This window comes from Deltaproteobacteria bacterium GWC2_65_14, assembly GCA_001797615.1.
Lineage (GTDB): Bacteria > Desulfobacterota > Deferrimicrobia > Deferrimicrobiales > Deferrimicrobiaceae > GWC2-65-14.
Genome location: MGPV01000043.1, coordinates 712 through 16,005, shown reverse-complemented (window position 1 = coordinate 16,005; position 15,294 = coordinate 712). Strand labels below are relative to the sequence as shown.

Below are 15,294 nucleotides of genomic sequence, written 5' to 3'. Positions count from 1 at the left end.
GAGCCTGCGCACGAAGCAGCCGAGCCGACCGCTACCGCTCCGGAGGAGGAACCGGAGGCGCCGGAGCCGGAGATCCCCCCGGCGCACGCGGACGTTCCGTGGGAAGAGCCGGCCGCCAGGGAAGCTCCGGCAGCGGTTGACAAGGCCACGAGAGAGGACCTGTTCCTCTCCACGATGTTCTCCCCCGGGGAGAAACCGGATCCCGCCGGGAAAAAACCGTTCGAGCTGATGCTGAACGACGCCGATTCGCTCGATTTCCTGAAGGAGGATTACCGGCGGGCCGAAACCGATACCGCCTTCGACATCTCGGGGAACCTGCGTACCGATCCCTCTGCCGAGGAAGCGCCGGCGGAGAAACCCCCGGAATTCGTAACCCGTCAGGAGATCCCGGAAGAGGTCATGCCGGACAGGCTGGAGGCGATCCAGAGGGAATTGCAGGAGATTGGAGGCGGATCGCCGGATGTCCCGGACACGCTGCCTCCACCCGCCGCCGCCGTCCCGTCGGTGCCCCCCGTCCGGAAGATCCCGGCCCGTCCCGCCGCCACGGCGCCGCGGGAGAAAACGTACAGTTCGGGGCGTCCGGCCATCCTGACCCTCCTGGTCCTGTTCCTCGTGATCGCGGGAGGGGGAGCCTACCTCGGGTTCACGCCGGGAGGGCAGGAGACCCTTCGCCGGCTGGTTCCGCTCATGGAGTCGCTCTGGCTCGGCGGGGAGCAGGCTGTCCCCCGGTACGTCGTGGGCAACCTCATCGGATACTACGAGCCGAACGCGAAGGCGGGGAAGCTCTTCGTAATCAAGGGAACGGTCGCCAACCAGGGGCGGAAAAAGCGAAGCGGCATCCGCGTGCAGGCGTCCCTGTTCGACCGGAACGGACAGCCTGTCGCCCTGAAGACCGCCTTCGCGGGGAACGTGCTCCCCGGGGAGGATCTGCGCGCCCTCCCGCGGGATACGATCGAGAAGGGAATGGCCAACCGGTGGGGAGACCGGCTCGCGAACCTGGATATCGCACCGGGGAAATCGATCCCCTTCATGGTCGTCTTCTTCGACGCCCCCGAGGGGATCGAGGAATACCGGACGGAAGCCCGGGACGTCGAGTAGGAGGGGCCGGACCGGCCGGGAAGGACCGAAGGAGCCCGGCCTACTTCGTCTTGCCCTCTTCCCCCGGTTTTTCCGGGGTCACGTCGATCTCGTTCTTGTCCTTCATCGACTTCTTGAAGTTCCGGATTCCCTCTCCGATGCCGGAGCCGATCTGCGGAAGCCTCCCCGCCCCGAACAGGAGAACCACGATCACGAGAATGATCAGAAGCTCCGGTAACCCGAGTCCGAACATGCCGTGCCCCCCTTCCAGGCGCTCGCCGCCCGACACCCCTATTCTACCACCCGGAACGACGAAGAGATCTCAATTTTCCCGGATCGTTTCCTCGACCGCCACCCCGAAGTGACGCCCCGCCGCCTCCTCCGCGAGCAGGACGGAATCGCCGACGGAAAGGGATGCCACCGAGAGCGCCTCTCCCCCCGGTTCCACCAGGCGGACCGTCTCCGCGTTCTGGAGAACCGCGGAATGGCTCCTCCCCGTGGGCCCCTCCGCGCGGACCAGGAGCAGCGGCCTTCGCTCCACCTTGACCCTTCCCACGCAGGCCCTCTCCCCGGCCCCGCCCTCGTTCACCAGCAGCACCTCCGCTCCCGAGCGGAGTTCCGAGAGATAGGCGGTGCGGCCGCCGGGAAGCCGGCAGTAGGAATGGACCGCGCCCGCGTTCACCCGGAACGGCCGCGGGAGGACATACGGGTTCGGGCGGTTCTCCGCGCAGACGAGGAAAAGACCGGCGCTGGAATTTCCCGTCAGCATCCCCCGGCTCCCCTCGATCAGGGAACAGGTGTCCACGCAGACCCGGTCGCCGATCCCCAGGGAGGACACTTCGGTGACCCTTCCCGGGACCAGCGGCACCCTCTCGTCCACCTGCCGGCCCGCGGCCGCCATCTCCCGCATCCGGGCGGGGGAGTCGGCCGACAGGACGATCCCGTGCACCCCCCGCTCGAGCACTCCCCGGTAGAGGGCGACCTCTTCCGGCGTCCGGGCGACCGCCAGGATCTTCCTGCGCCAGGCGACGAGGTTCTCAAGCGGGATCACCTCCCGCTCCCTCGGGACGACCACCCAGAGCGCGTCGGGGGGGGAGTCGAGAATGGCCGTCTCGTCCTCCTTCCCCCGCAGTTCGATGACGCGGAAATCCCTCCCCTCGCGGATCTCCCCCTCCGCGCAGACCGCGGAGATCCTTCCGAGTTCCCGGGTCTGGCGGAGGCACCCGTCCGGGATCCAGAGCGTCCCGACCCCCGACTCGAGGGCCGCCTCCACCATCTCCTTGTCCCAGGGGATGATCCTCGCCCACAGGACCGGCCCCATCATTTCCCCTTCTTCCCGAGGATCCCGAGCGCCTCCCGGATCGTGGCTCCCTCGTGGACGACCGCCACGATCGCCCGGGTCATGAGGACCGGCGACTTGTGCTGGAAGACGTTCCGGCCGATGGAGGCCCCGGCGCCCCCCACCTGGATCGCCGCCTGGACCATGCGGAGGACCTCCTCGTCGCTCCCCATCTTCTCCCCCCCCGCGATCACTACGGGGGAGGCGCAACCCTCGACGACCTCGCGGAAGGTCTCGGGGCTTCCCGTGTAGGGGACCTTCACGATGTCGGCCCCCATTTCGGCGCCCACGCGGGCCGCGTGGCGGACATACCGGACGTCGTATTCGTTCGGGATCCTGGGCCCCCGCGTGTAGATCATCGCCAGCAGCGGCATTCCCCACCGCTGGCAGGCGCTGGAGATCTCCCCGAAGTCCCGGAGCATCCGGGCCTCGTCCTCCGCCCCGAGGTTCACATGGATCGACACGGCGTCGGCCCCCATCTGGAGGGCGTCCTCGACGGTGGCGACAGGGACCTTGGCGTTCGAATCCGGAGAGAGGCTGGTGCTGGCGGAGAGGTGCAGGATCAGCCCGAGGTCCTTCCCGTAGCCGCGGTGGCCGAACATGGCGGCCCCGCGGTGCACGACGGCGGCGTTGGCCCCTCCCTCCGCGACCAGATTCGCCATGGGCGGGATCTGCACCAGGCCGGGGATCGGCCCCACCGTCATCCCGTGGTCCATCGGGACGATGACGGTCCTGCGGGTGTTCCGGTCGACGATCCGCTCCAGGCGGATCCGCTTCCCGATCATCGTCCCTCCCTCCGTCTCCCGCGGTCCGGAAATTCCCCTACTTGTAGACCTTGCGGACCTTCAGCAGGTCGTTGAGGTAGGGCGCGCTGTCGGCATATTTGAGCGCCTCGTCGTACTTCACCTTCCCGGAGGAGACCAGTTCCGCGAGGTTCCAGTCGATGCTCACCAGCTCCTCGACGTTCGACTGCATCATCCCGCGCAGGAGGTGAACCTTCCCCTCCCGGATGGCGTTGCGCACCCGCAGGGAGCTGCTCATCTTCTCCCAGGCCAGGACGCGTCCGCTGCCGGAGGCCCGGCGCAGGAGACGCTGCGAGAAGACCACGAGCAGGCAGTCGGCCAGCTGGGCGCGGATCTGGCCATGCTGGGTCGGGGGGAAGATGTCGACGATCCGGTCGATCGCCGCCGTGGCGTTCAGCGAGTGGACCGTCCCGATGACGAGGTGCCCCGTCTCGGCCGCCGTGAGGGCGATCGCGAAGCTCTCGTAGTCCCGCATCTCCCCGATGACGATCACGTCGGGGTTCTGGCGGAAGATGTGGCGAAGCCCGTCGGAGAAGGAGAGGGTGTCGGTCCCGATCTCCCGCTGGTTGACGTTCGAGCTCTTGTGGCGGTGGGTGTACTCGATCGGGTCCTCGATCGTGATGATGTTCACCTTGCGCTCTCGGTTGATGGCGTCCACGAGGTTGGCCAGGGTGGTGGTCTTCCCGTGACCGTTCGAACCGGTGACCAGCACGAGCCCCTGCTTCTGCATCACGCATTCCCGGAGGAAGTCGGGCAGACCCAGCTCCGCGGCGGTCGGGATCTTGTCCGCCACGTGGCGCGCGGTGAACGCGATCGACCCGCGCTGGCGGTACAGGTTGCAGCGGAAGCGCCCGACGCCGTCCATGGAGTAGGCGAAATCGAGCTCGTAATACTCCTGGAAGGTTTTCCTCTGCTCCGGCGTGAGGATGCCGTACACCATCTGCTCGACCTCGACCGGCCGCAGCGCGGGAACCCCGAGGCGCAGGATCTCCCCGTCCACCCGGACGGAGGGGATCGCACCGGCCGACAGGTGAAGATCCTGCCCGTTCCAGGAGACCAGCGTCCGAAGAAACGCCGGGAGGTTCCTGTCGACCTTCTCCCTCCGGGGGGACCTCTCGACCTGGAGCCGCAGCGGCTTCTCGCCGAACCCCTCGGACTGGAAGAACTTGATCGCCTCGTCGAAGTGGGACGCGGAGAGGATCACCGGTTTCGTGGGGTGGCCGGACTGGAACTCCACCTCGGAGAGGGCGCCGAGGTCGGTCGGATCGACCATGCCGACCACGAGATGCTTCCCCTCGAAGCCGATCGGGAGGAGCCTTCGGGAGCGGACCGTCTCGACGGAGACCTGCCGCTGGATCGACGGGGGAATCTCGACCCGGGTGAGGTTGATGTGCTGGAGGCCGATCTGCTCGGACAGGGCGTTCAGGAGGGCCGCCTCGTCCACGTATCCCTGGCGGATCAGGTTCTCCCCGAGAGTACCCCCCATCTGGCTCTGGCTCTTCAGGGCGCTTTGGAGCTGTTCCTCGGTGATCAGGCCGGAGGAGGCCAGCATCTCCCCGATTTTCATCTTCTTATCCGCCATGTTCCACTCCTTGCGTCGTGACGTTTCCCACCCCTGAATCTATCCCAGCGGGGAAGGGACGGCAACAGCTAATTCCCCTTCCCGGGCGGCGCAGACGGGGGCGATCGGACAGGCGCGGCAGCGTCCTCTGCGCCGGGCGGTGCATTCCCCGAGGATCCCGATCCGGGTCAGGGGGAAATCGAACCGCAGCGGGTCTTCGGGGCAGACCGACCGGAAGGCCCGCGTGATCTCCTCCGCGGCCTTCCAATCCGCCCCGCGGCGGCGGGTCAGCCTCATCCACCGGCCCAGCCTCGCCATGTGGGTGTCCAGAGGCACGACAAGATCCCCCGGCGCCAGCACCGTCCAGATCCCCAGGTCCACCCCGTCCCCGCCCCGGACCATCCAGCGCAGGAAGAGGTTGTGCCGCTTGCAGGCGGATCCCCCCCACGGGTCGGGAAACAGAAAATCACGTTCCCGCGGAAGATCCTTTCCCCAGGCCCTTCGGAATCCTCCGAGGAATCCGGACAACCCCTCCCGGAGATCCACGGACTCCCCCGTCCCGCGGCGGTAGAGCCCTTCCAGCGACCCGTGGGCGAGCAGCGCCTTCCGGACGCACCCGAGAAACCGGTGCACCCCCTTCGGGGAGATGAAGCGGTGGGAGAGTCCCGCCACCCGCCGGAACGGGACCGGGCGCGGACCGCAAAGGGCCTCGTGCGGAGAGGGGGAAAGCTCCGCGAAGAGACGCTCGAGGAAGCGGTGGATCTGGGAGACCCTCCCGAAGGCAAAGGTCGCCGCGAGAAAGGCGGCCGTCTCGATGTCGCGGGGATCCCGGTACCGGCGGGGGAAGCGCACCGGGTCGGAGTCCGTGCAGGCGGCTTCGCGCCGCCGGCAGGCCGCCTCGAGCGCGTCCCGGAGAGGGGATCGGTCCGGCCCGGCTACGGGATCACCTTGTTCAGGGGGTACTCCACGATCCCCGAGGCCCCCATCTTTTTCAGTATCGGGATCAGCTCCCGGACCGTCTTCTCGTCCACGATCACCTCGAGGCTGAACCACCCCGCCTCGGAGAGGGAGGAGACCGTCGGGTTCTGCATGGCGGGGAGGACCTTCAGGAGGCCTTTGAGGTCGGCGCTTTTCACGTTCATCTTGACCCCGACCTTCTCCTCCGCCCGCAGGGCTCCCGCCAGCAGCATCTCGATCGTCTCGATCTTCCGCCGCTTCCACGGATTTTTCCAGGATTCCCGGTTCGCGATGAGTACGGTCGTCGATTCGAGAACGGTGTCGACGATCCGCAGGTTGTTCGCCCGGAGCGTGCTGCCGCTCTCGGTCAGCTCCACGATCGCGTCCGCCAGCCGCGGCGCCTTCACCTCGGTGGCCCCCCAGGAGAACTCGACCTGCGCCTCGATCCCCCGCTCCCGCAGGAACCGTCGGGTGTACTGGACCAGCTCCGTGGCGATCCGCTTCCCGGCGAGGTCCTCGATCCTCCGGATCGGGGAGTCGTTCGGGACGGCCACCACCCAGCGGACGGGACGCAAGCCCCCCTTCGAGTACAGAAGGGGGCAGACCTCCCGGACCTTCGCGTTCTGCTCCAATACCCAGTCCCGCCCGGTGAGCCCCAGGTCGAGGATGCCGTCCTGGACGTACCGGGCCATCTCCTGCGCGCGGATCAGAAGCCCCGACAGCTCCGGGTCGTCGATGGTGGGGATGTAGCTTCGCGATCCCACCGAGATGGTGAACCCGGCCTTCCGGAACAGCTTCAGCGTGGACTCCTGCAGGCTTCCCTTCGGGAGTCCGATGTTCAGGACGTTGTGTCCCTTCGGCTTCATGGCGTTCCTCTCCGGAGAAAACGGTTATTTCATATACTACCCACGGGGAAGATCCCTGGCAACCCGGGTTTGGAACACCCGGGTTTGGAACCTACGGTTTCGAGACGGGAAGGGTGGCCGAGGCACCCCTAGGGGGCCTGGGGCGGACCCCCTTCCCGCTCCGGTCTCGCGTTCCCCGTCCGGTCCGGTACAATGGTTGCCGCCGGCGACGCCGGATGGGGAGGAGTCGATGAAGGATCCTTCGAAGGCGCTGATCCTGATGGCGAAGGCCCCTCTTCCGGGGACCGTGAAGACGCGCCTTAGCCCCCCTTTAAGTCCCCGGGCGGCCGCATCCCTCTACTCGTGCCTGCTCGGCGATGTCGCCGAGGAGATGGGGGAACGTTTGCGGGGGGTCCGCCGCTACCTCTTCTTCTCTCCCCCGGACGGGGAGCGCCACTTCCGGACCGGCCCCTTCCGCCGGTACGAGCCGGTTTCGCAGCGGGGGAAGGATCTCGGGGCCCGGATGGATCATGCCATGCGGACCGCCCTGGCGGGGGGAGCCCGGCGGGTCGTCGTGATCGGCGCCGATTGCCCCTTCCTTGCGGCGGGCCGCGTCCGGTCCGCCTTCCGGGAGCTCGACGGGCCGGCCGACCTCGTGCTCGGGCCCAGCGAGGACGGCGGATTCCACCTGATCGGGGTCTCCTTCCCCGTTGCGTTCCTTTTCCGGGGGGTCGCGTGGGGGACCGGTTCGGTTCTCGGGGAGGTCACCCGGCGCTGCCGCCGGGCCGGGCTTTCCTACGCCTTCCTCCCCGCGGAGTTCGACGTGGACAGGGCGGGAGACCTGGAGAAGCTGCGCCGGAGGGCCGCCTTCCGCGGGTCTCCCTCCTGCCCGCGGACCCGGCGGTGGGTCACCTCCCGGTAGACGGAATGCCCCTCTGACGGGAAGGGATCAGATGCTGTCCGAGGCCCAGGTCGACGACCTCGGTTTTCAGCGACACCCCATCCAGCCGGTCGGAAGGGGCGACGATCTCGAAGGCGCCGGTCTCCCCCCGGAGCAGCGCCCCCTCCCCCCGGTACTGGGACTTCGGGAAGACCGTCTTCCGGTCGCGGCGGCCGTCCCGGTACTGGAATTCGACGAGGACGCGGATCGAGCGGAGCGACAGATCGGGGACATCCTCCCCCTCGTTCGTCACCGTGCCGCGGATCACCACCGTGTTCCCTTTCCGCTCCTTCTCCACCCGCACCGGCAGGTCGCGGTTCGCGGCCACGGTCACCCGGATGCCGGTCCATTTCTGGTATACGAAAAAGAGGACGATCACCGCGAGGAGAACCGGACCCGCCACCTTGATCCAGATAGCGTACCGGTCCCAGAAGCCGGAGGAAAGCCCCTCGACGGAAGGAAGGATCCTCCGCGCCGGCTTCCCCCCCCCCGTTCCCCGGGAAGAGACGGGATTCCGGCAATGCGGGCAGACCGTCGACTCCGCGGGGATCTGGATCGTGCAAAAGGGGCATCCGATGTGTCTGTCTTTCCCGGGCTCCGCGGGCGGTTTTTTCCCCATCGCTTCTCCTTCGGGCTCCCCCGACGTGGCTTCCTACCTCCCTTGCAACAGGAACCGCACCAGCAGGCGCACCGGGACGCCGGTAGGGCCGGGAGCGTATCCCATCTTCTCCTTTTCCATCCAGGCGACCCCGGCGATGTCCATGTGGACCCAGGGGGTGTCCCCGGCGAACTCCTTCAGGAAAACTCCCGCCGTGATCGCCCCCGCCTCGGGTCCTCCGATGTTCTTCAGGTCCGCGACGTCGCTCTTCAGCTGCTCCCGGTACTCCTCGTGCAGCGGCAGCTCCCAGGCCCTCTCGAAGGAGGCCTCGGAGGCGGCCTTCATCCGGGCCAGCACCTTCGGGTCGTTCCCCATCATCCCCAGCGTGACGCTGCCCAGGGCCACCACGCAGGCCCCGGTCAGCGTGGCCGCGTCGACGATGACCTCCGGCCGGTACCGCTTCTTCGCGAAGGCGATCGCGTCGGCGAGGATCAGCCTCCCTTCCGCGTCGGTGGAGAGCACCTCGACCGTTTTCCCGGACATCATCCGCAGGACGTCGCCCGGGCGGTAGGCGTCTCCCGAGGGCATGTTCTCGACCGCGGGGACGACCGCGACGACGTTCCGCCGGATCCCGAGCGCCGCGGCGGCGCGGATTGCCGCCAGCATCCCCGCCCCTCCCGCCATGTCGTACTTCATCTTCTCCATCCCTTCCCACTTCTTCAGGGAGATCCCCCCCGTGTCGAAGGTCACCCCCTTTCCGATCAGGGCCGTCCAGCGCTCCCCGGGCTTCCCCCCCCGGTACTCGGCGACGATCAGCCGCGGGGAAATCCGGCTCCCCCGGCCGACCGCCAGCAGCCCTCCCATCTTCCAGGCCTCGGCCTCCTTCCGGCCGAAGACCTTCACCCGTACCTTCCCTCCCGCGATCCGCTTCGCGGCCCGGGCCAGCCCGTCCGGGCGCAGATCCCCCGGGGGAGACGCGACCAGGTCCCGCCCCCAGTTGATCGCCTCTCCGAGACGCATGCCGTGGGCGATCCCCTTCCGGATGGGGCGGGCCGCCGTTTCGTCCCGCTCGACCCACCGGAACAGATCCACCCGGCTCCCCTTCTCCGACTTGTACCGATCGAATTCGAAGCCGGAGAGGACCGCGCCCAATGCAGCGAACCGTGCCGCCTCCTCCGGATCCAGCCCTCCCGCCCCGGCTCCGTGAAGCACCGAGGCGACCGACCGGACCTTGAGCTTCTTCGCGACCCGCATCACCGGGAGCGCCGCCTGCCGGACATGGTCCGGCGTGAACGCCTCCTTCTTCCCCAGGCCGACCACCAGCACCCGGGGGGAGGCGATCCCCTTCCCCGGGCGCAGGGAGAGCGTTTCGCCCCACTTCCCGGAAAAATCGCCGTCCCGGACCGCCGCGGAGATCGCCCCCCCGATCGCCCGGTCCACCGCGCCGGTGGCTCCCCCCGGCGTTTTCGTCCCCTCGAACAGGTTCACGACGAGCATGTCGGCGCGGGTCCGGAGGATATCCCCCACCGCCAGTTCCATCTTCATCGGCGTCCTCCCGAGTTCCTTACCCATGTTGCAAGATATTGGGGGAACGGAGGAATTGTCAAGAACTCCGGCTCGCGGAAACGACTGTGATATATTGGAAAAACCGTGCCATCTTCAGGGGGGTTTCCTTCATGTCCCGTCCCTTGTACACGAATACCGACCTGAACGCCTTCCCGGACCTCAAGGACTTCGCCCCGGAGCCCTTCGAGGCCTACAACGCCTGGTCCGCGGCGGCCTTCGCGGAAGGCGCCCTGGGAAGGAAGACGAAGGAGCTGATCGCCTTCGCCGTCTCCCACGCGATCCAGTGCCCCTATTGCATCGACGTCCATGCCAAGGGAGCCCGGTCGGCGGGGGCCACGCTGGAGGAGATGGCCGAGGCGATCCACGTCGCCTCCGTCACCCGGGGCGGCGCCTCCCTCGTGCACGGCGTCCAGGCGCTCAAGACGCTCGAGGAGGATTGAGGGGAAACCTCGAAGGAGACCGCCATGCCGTTCCCGTTCGACCCCGATGACCGCTGCTTTGTGCCGGAGCATGTCGTCCGCGAGAAGGACGGGGTCTGCGTCGCGATCGACCGGGAGCGGGCGAACTGGATCTGCCTGAACCGGCCGGGGATCGGGATCCTGGGGATCCTTCCCGGGAAAACGCTGGCGGAGGCCGGACGGGAGGCGGCGTCGAAGGGGCTGCTTCCGGCGGAGGAGGCCGGCGAAATGCTGGAGCGCTTCGCGGCCGACCTGGCCCGGAAGGAGTTCCTCTCCACCGAGCCGATCACCGGGGAGCTCGTGGCCCGCGCCGGAATCCTGGCGCCGGAGAAGCTCCACGAGGTCTGGATCGTCACCAACTACGAGTGCAACATGGCCTGCCGCCACTGCTACACCTACGAACGGGTGGCGAACGACCGGAGGAAGGTCGGACGGGAGGCCCTGCTCTCCATGATGGAGGAGTGCCGCTCCCTGGGCGCGGAGGTCTTCTACCTGACCGGCGGGGAGCCGTTCCTCCGGGAGGACCCCGATGACCTGCTGGAAGGGGCGACCTGCCGATCCCGGGCGATCCTTTTCACGAACGGGACCCTGGCGACGCCGGAGCGGGCGAAGCGGCTCGCGCGATTCCGCGACCGGCTGGTGGTGCAGGTCAGCCTGGAGGGGCCGGACGAGGAATCGAACGCCCTCCTGCGCGGGGCGGGATCGTTCGGACGCGCGATGGAGGGGATCCGCAACCTTCTCCGCGAGGGAGTCCGTGTCGGGGTCAGCTCCACACCGACGCCGCAGACCGCCTCGCGGGTTCCCGGACTCACCCGCCTGCTCGCCGGCAAGAGGGAGGGAAACCGCGCGGTCGAGTACCACCACATCCTCTACGTGATCAGCGCCGGAAACGCGCGGGAGGGGGATACGGCGAAGCTCTCCCCGTCCGACCTGATCGACGTCGTCACGGGATGCAAGGAGGCGGTCCGGCAGGCGAAGCGGGACGGGATCCGGACGAGCCTCCAGATCACGAACGACAAGATCTTCGAGGCGATCGCCTCGAACGGGCCGCGCAAGGACATGTGCGGGGCCGGCTACACCATCCTCGGGATCAACGCGGACGGGATGCTCCACCCGTGCGCGACCACGATGCACGACAGCTCCTTCAACCTCGGCACCCTGCTCGACGGGCGGGGCGGCTACGTCCCCGGAGAGATCGGCCGTCTGTGGCGGGAGAGCGCGGCGGCGCGCAGGATCCGGTCGTTCACCGTCCTTCCCCCGGCCGGAGGCCGGGTGAACGACCTGCGCTACTTCCACGGGGGGGGATGCTGGTACCACATGGGGAACCCGGAAGGGGACATCTCGACCGAGCATCCCTTCTACGAGGCCTACGAGGTGCTGACGGAGAAGGCGATCCTTCACGTGGCCACGAAGGATCTTCCGGAGGGAGGAACGGCCGGGAAGGGGGCGAGGCCGCGGATCCTGTCGTCCATGGCGCGGACCCGGATCGCCTGCGCGGGGGTACGCAAGACCCGGGACCTCTCCGATGCGGGGATCGACAACGGCTACTGCATCTGCTTCGCCTAGTGCACTAAATCCCCAGGTAGGCTTCCTTGACGTGCTCGTCGTTCAGCAATTCCTTCCCCGTCCCGGAGAGTACAACCCGGCCGTTCTCGAGCACGTAGGCCCGGTGGCACAGGGCGAGGGTCTGGCGAACGTTCTGCTCCACGAGGAGGACGGTCACCCCTTCCCCGTTGATCTTTTTTACGATGTTGAAGACGTCCTCCACGAGGATGGGGGCCAAACCCAGGGATGGCTCGTCGAACATGAGGAGCTTCGGAAGGGCCATCAGCCCCCTGCCGATCGCCGCCATCTGCTGCTCCCCGCCGCTCATCGTTCCCGCCAACTGCTTGCGGCGTTCCTTCATCCTCGGGAAGAGCTCGTAGACCCACGCCAGCGTTTCCGCGCGCCTCTTCTTCGCCTCGGGGGCGAGCGACCCCATGACGAGGTTCTCCTCGACGGTCATCTCCCGGAAGAGGCGTCTCGCCTCCGGGACGTGGACCACACCGTGGGAGATCACCTGGTCCGCGGGCAACTCGTCGAGGCGGGCTCCCTTGAAATGGATGCTGCCGATTTTCGGTTTCAGGATGCCGGAGATCGTCTTGAGCGTCGTGGACTTCCCGGCGCCGTTCGCCCCGACCAGAACGAGGATCTCCCCTTCGCGGACCTCGAACGAGACGCCCCAGAGAACCTGGAGGTCGCCGTAAAACACGTTGATGTTCTCCACCTTAAGCATAGTCGGTCCCCAGGTAGGCTTCGATCACTTCCTTGTTCGCCGCCACTTCCTTCGGCGTCCCCTCCGCGATCGTCTGCCCGAAGTTGATGGCGTGGATCCGGTCGGAGATCGTCATGATGACGTGCATGATGTGCTCGATGATGATGATGGTGGTGCCATTCTCCCGGATCTTCTGGATGAGTTCTATCGCCGCCAGCAGCTCGGTGGGATTGAGCCCCGCCGCCGTCTCGTCGAGCAGGAGAAGCTCCGGCCTTGTCGCCATCGCCCGGGCGATCTCGAGTCGTTTCCTCCCCGCGATGGGGAGGGACTTGGCCAGCACGTCCTTGACCGGGGTCATGCCGCAGAACCGGATCGTCTCGAGGGCATGTTCGTGTGCTTCCCTGCGGGAGTTGACCCTCGAGTAGGCCGCCGCGATGACGTTGTCGAGCACGCTCATTCTCCCGAGGGGCTTCACCACCTGGAACGTCCTTCCGATTCCCAGTCGGCAGATCTTGTGCGTCGGCAGCCGGTGGATCTCCTGGCCCTTGAAGAGGACCCGGCCGGAGGTGGGGCGGTGGTATGCGCTGATCATGTTGAACGTGGTCGTCTTGCCGGACCCGTTGGGGCCGATGAGGCCCAGGATCTCCCCCTTCTCCACCTGGAAGGAGACCCCGTTGACGGCCGCGAGGCCGCCGAAATACTTGACGAGTTTTTCGACCTGGAAGTATGCCACGCGCCTCTCCTTACGCTCAGGTGGCGGGTTTGGTCCGGAAGAAGGCATTCCGGATTTTCGGCCAGTCACCCACGATCCCGTTGGGCAGCACGAGGATCACCACGACCACCAGGATTCCGAACCCGAGAATGTGCGCGCCGGTGATCGTCTCCGCGATCCTGCCGATGGTGCTGGATCCGGTGGCTTTCGCCAGGAACTTGAAGAGACCGAAGAACCCGGAACGGAACAGTTCCTGAACGGTCACCATGACGAATGCCCCCACCGCCGGGCCATGGATCGTTCCCACGCCACCGACGATCCCGACGAGGATCGCCATGATGGAGATGTCGTGGAGGGAAAAGACCACGTCGGGATCGATGAAGCCCATGTAGTTCATGTAGAGGGAGCCCGCAACCCCCGTCCAGAACGCCGCGATGGCCAGCGAGAGCATCTTGTAATAATGGGTATTGATCCCGAGACTTTCCGCGGCGTCCTGGTCCTCCCGGATGGAGACGAAGTAGTACCCGGGCTTGGCGTGGACGATCCACTGGATGCTGATCACGGCGGCGACCGCCATCCCCAGGGCGACGTAATAGTAGGGGACCTTCGACACGAAGGAGGGCATGATCAGGATGCCGACCATCCCCCCGGTGAACCCTTCCGCGATGGCCGCGCTGTGCCGCATGACCTCGTTGAGCGCCAGGGTGGCCAGGGCGAAGTAGGCCCCCCGCATCCGGAAACAGATCCAGCCGAACGGCAGGCCGACGGCAACGGCTGCGAACCCCCCGAGGGCGAGTCCCCACCAGGCGGAGATGTGGAGATGGACGGAAAGGAGGCCCGCGGCGTATGCGCCGCTTCCGAAGAAGGCCGCGTCCCCGAAAGAGACCTGGCCCGTGTAGCCCGCGATGAGGTTCCAGGCCGAACCGATGACCACCCACATGAGGAACAGGATCATGAGGTGCATGTAGTAGTTGTCCTTCACCACCAGGGGGAAGACCGCCAGGACCGCCAACACGATCAGGGGAACGAGGTTCTTTTTCATTCGCCGATTCCCCCTAGATTTTGGTCAGGCGCTTGAACCCGCCCGGCAGGAAGAGCAGGACCAGCACGAAGATGGTCATGCCGATGATGTTCTCGTAATCCATGCTGATATAGGTGGCCCCGAAGCTCTCGGCAAGACCCAGGGTGACCCCCCCGAAGATGGCGCCCACCGTCGACCCCAGGCCGCCGAGGATGGTGATAATGAAGGCCCGCGCCGTGAACGGCCCCCCGATGTCGGGAAATACGTAGAAGACGGGGGCCAGGAGGCTCCCCGCGGCAGCGACCAGTCCCGAGCCCAGGCCGAAGGTGATGATGGTGATCTTCCCCGTGTTGACCCCCATCAGGACCGCGGCGTCCTTGTCCTGGGCGGTCGCCCGGATCGAACGTCCGATGTCGGTCCTGATGAGAAAGAAGAACATGGCGACGGTGAAGCCGATCGCGATGAGGAAGGAGATCACCAGCGCCACGCTGAAGGAGATGTTCCCCAGGAAAAAGGTGGCGTTGGAGTACCCGGTGGTCACCGACTTGTAGTCGGACTTGAAGATGAACCGGATGACCTCGGTCAGAACCATCCCGATCCCCACCGTCATGAGGACCTGGTTTTCGGGAAGGATCGTGTCCACCTTCAGGAGGGGGTTCAGGAGATACCGCTGGATCACGGAGCCGAGGAGGAACAGGGCAGGCATCGCCACGAACAGGGAGAGATACGGATCGACGCCGGCGAGATGCAGGACGTACGTGATGTACATCGCCACCATCATCAGCTGCCCGTGGGCCAGGTTGATGATCCCCATGACGCCCATGATGAGCGTCATGCCGATCCCGATCAGGGCGTACAGCCCGCCCTTGAGAACGCCGGCAACGAGGGTCTGGAGAAAGACGTCCATGGAAACTCCCGGATCGGCCGGAGAGCCGATCAGTGGAGAGGCCGGGCGGCGAGGATCCCGCCGCCCGGCCTCGAGATCGTTTCAGGCCTCGCGTACAGTCGGACTACTTCCGCTCGTTCCACTTGAGAACGGGGAAAACGTACTTCTTCTTGGCCGCTTCCTTGGGCCACACGGTTTCCAGGTTCCCTTTCTGCCACTGGACCATGAAGGTGGGGATCCTGTTCTGCTGGGTCTTCTTGTCGTAGGAGACGAACTT

The 15,294-nt window shown here is 66.7% G+C and carries 14 protein-coding genes and 2 pseudogenes; 4 read left to right on the top strand and 12 right to left on the bottom strand.

All coding sequences use genetic code 11. The features are described from left to right. Positions 1-1,098 (top strand): annotated as a pseudogene (locus A2X88_04950) (hypothetical protein). 40 nt (positions 1,099-1,138) lie between these two features. On the opposite strand, the gene A2X88_04945 reads toward A2X88_04950, so the two are convergent. The 6 genes and pseudogenes from A2X88_04945 to A2X88_04920 form a co-directional block, all read right to left on the bottom strand. Further along, on the bottom strand, positions 1,139-1,330 hold the full coding sequence (locus tag A2X88_04945; GenBank protein OGP33781.1) for a preprotein translocase subunit TatA: 192 nt from the start codon (positions 1,328-1,330) through the stop codon (positions 1,139-1,141). Between the two features lie 69 nt (positions 1,331-1,399). Next, positions 1,400-2,398, bottom strand: coding sequence for a hypothetical protein (locus A2X88_04940; GenBank protein OGP33784.1), 999 nt, complete (start codon positions 2,396-2,398; stop codon positions 1,400-1,402). Beyond that, positions 2,398-3,201, bottom strand: a complete 804-nt coding sequence (locus tag A2X88_04935) for a fructose-bisphosphate aldolase (protein OGP33780.1) — start codon at positions 3,199-3,201, stop codon at positions 2,398-2,400. The genes A2X88_04940 and A2X88_04935 overlap by 1 nt, the downstream gene beginning before the upstream one ends. Positions 3,202-3,238: 37 nt before the next feature. Further along, a complete protein-coding gene (locus A2X88_04930; protein OGP33783.1) occupies positions 3,239-4,279 on the bottom strand; it encodes a hypothetical protein in 1,041 nt (346 codons plus the stop codon). Between the two features lie 561 nt (positions 4,280-4,840). Continuing rightward, positions 4,841-5,638, bottom strand: a pseudogene (locus A2X88_04925) (TIGR02757 family protein). Between the two features lie 77 nt (positions 5,639-5,715). Beyond that, positions 5,716-6,603, bottom strand: a complete 888-nt coding sequence (locus A2X88_04920; GenBank protein OGP33779.1) for an ATP phosphoribosyltransferase — start codon at positions 6,601-6,603, stop codon at positions 5,716-5,718. Positions 6,604-6,832: 229 nt separating this feature from the next. Between A2X88_04920 and A2X88_04915 the strand changes: the two genes are divergently transcribed. Then, on the top strand, positions 6,833-7,504 hold the full coding sequence (locus A2X88_04915; protein ID OGP33778.1) for a hypothetical protein: 672 nt from the start codon (positions 6,833-6,835) through the stop codon (positions 7,502-7,504). On the opposite strand, the gene A2X88_04910 is transcribed toward A2X88_04915, so the two are convergent. Further along, on the bottom strand, positions 7,491-8,141 hold the full coding sequence (locus A2X88_04910) for a hypothetical protein (protein OGP33777.1): 651 nt from the start codon (positions 8,139-8,141) through the stop codon (positions 7,491-7,493). The two genes, A2X88_04915 and A2X88_04910, sit on opposite strands and share 14 nt — an antisense overlap. Positions 8,142-8,174: 33 nt before the next feature. Continuing rightward, positions 8,175-9,665, bottom strand: coding sequence for a hypothetical protein (locus A2X88_04905; GenBank protein ID OGP33776.1), 1,491 nt, complete (start codon positions 9,663-9,665; stop codon positions 8,175-8,177). A 131-nt stretch (positions 9,666-9,796) separates the two neighbouring features. Between A2X88_04905 and A2X88_04900 the strand changes: the two genes are divergently transcribed. Both A2X88_04900 and A2X88_04895 read left to right on the top strand, forming a co-directional pair. Beyond that, the gene (locus A2X88_04900; protein OGP33782.1) at positions 9,797-10,126 is read left to right on the top strand and encodes a hypothetical protein; all 330 of its coding nucleotides are present in this window, start codon (positions 9,797-9,799) and stop codon (positions 10,124-10,126) included. Between the two features lie 24 nt (positions 10,127-10,150). Next, entirely contained in the window at positions 10,151-11,710 is a 1,560-nt protein-coding gene (locus A2X88_04895) for a hypothetical protein (GenBank protein ID OGP33775.1), read from the top strand. Positions 11,711-11,714: 4 nt separating this feature from the next. On the opposite strand, the gene livF is transcribed toward A2X88_04895, so the two are convergent. From livF to A2X88_04875, 4 genes are read right to left on the bottom strand one after another with little or no spacing between them, the layout of a single operon-like run. Further along, a complete protein-coding gene (livF, locus tag A2X88_04890) occupies positions 11,715-12,419 on the bottom strand; it encodes a branched-chain amino acid ABC transporter ATP-binding protein (GenBank protein OGP33774.1) in 705 nt (234 codons plus the stop codon). After that, complete coding sequence (locus A2X88_04885) at positions 12,412-13,131, bottom strand: ABC transporter ATP-binding protein (protein OGP33773.1); 720 nt, start codon at positions 13,129-13,131, stop codon at positions 12,412-12,414. Before A2X88_04885 ends, livF begins: the two co-directional genes overlap by 8 nt. Before the next feature lie 16 nt (positions 13,132-13,147). Next, positions 13,148-14,152: an ABC transporter permease gene (locus A2X88_04880; protein ID OGP33772.1), complete on the bottom strand. Its 1,005-nt coding sequence runs from the start codon at positions 14,150-14,152 to the stop codon at positions 13,148-13,150. 13 nt (positions 14,153-14,165) lie between these two features. After that, positions 14,166-15,038 carry a branched-chain amino acid ABC transporter permease gene (locus A2X88_04875; GenBank protein ID OGP33771.1) on the bottom strand — a complete coding sequence of 291 codons (873 nt, stop codon included), beginning with the start codon at positions 15,036-15,038 and terminating at the stop codon, positions 14,166-14,168. Positions 15,039-15,294: the final 256 nt, after the last annotated feature.

Excerpts from the sequence above, each read along its gene's own strand:
- A2X88_04905 (OGP33776.1), bottom strand. The coding sequence starts at position 9,665 with ATGAAGATGGAACTGGCGGTGGGGGATATCCTCCGGACCCGCGCCGAC.
- A2X88_04895 (OGP33775.1), top strand. The coding sequence starts at position 10,151 with ATGCCGTTCCCGTTCGACCCCGATGACCGCTGCTTTGTGCCGGAGCAT.
- A2X88_04920 (OGP33779.1), bottom strand. The coding sequence starts at position 6,603 with ATGAAGCCGAAGGGACACAACGTCCTGAACATCGGACTCCCGAAGGGA.
- A2X88_04880 (OGP33772.1), bottom strand. The coding sequence starts at position 14,152 with ATGAAAAAGAACCTCGTTCCCCTGATCGTGTTGGCGGTCCTGGCGGTC.
- A2X88_04910 (OGP33777.1), bottom strand. The coding sequence starts at position 8,141 with ATGGGGAAAAAACCGCCCGCGGAGCCCGGGAAAGACAGACACATCGGA.
- livF (OGP33774.1), bottom strand. The coding sequence starts at position 12,419 with ATGCTTAAGGTGGAGAACATCAACGTGTTTTACGGCGACCTCCAGGTT.
- A2X88_04940 (OGP33784.1), bottom strand. The coding sequence starts at position 2,398 with ATGGGGCCGGTCCTGTGGGCGAGGATCATCCCCTGGGACAAGGAGATG.
- A2X88_04915 (OGP33778.1), top strand. The coding sequence starts at position 6,833 with ATGAAGGATCCTTCGAAGGCGCTGATCCTGATGGCGAAGGCCCCTCTT.
- A2X88_04945 (OGP33781.1), bottom strand. The coding sequence starts at position 1,330 with ATGTTCGGACTCGGGTTACCGGAGCTTCTGATCATTCTCGTGATCGTG.
- A2X88_04875 (OGP33771.1), bottom strand. The coding sequence starts at position 15,038 with ATGGACGTCTTTCTCCAGACCCTCGTTGCCGGCGTTCTCAAGGGCGGG.
- A2X88_04900 (OGP33782.1), top strand. The coding sequence starts at position 9,797 with ATGTCCCGTCCCTTGTACACGAATACCGACCTGAACGCCTTCCCGGAC.
- A2X88_04935 (OGP33780.1), bottom strand. The coding sequence starts at position 3,201 with ATGATCGGGAAGCGGATCCGCCTGGAGCGGATCGTCGACCGGAACACC.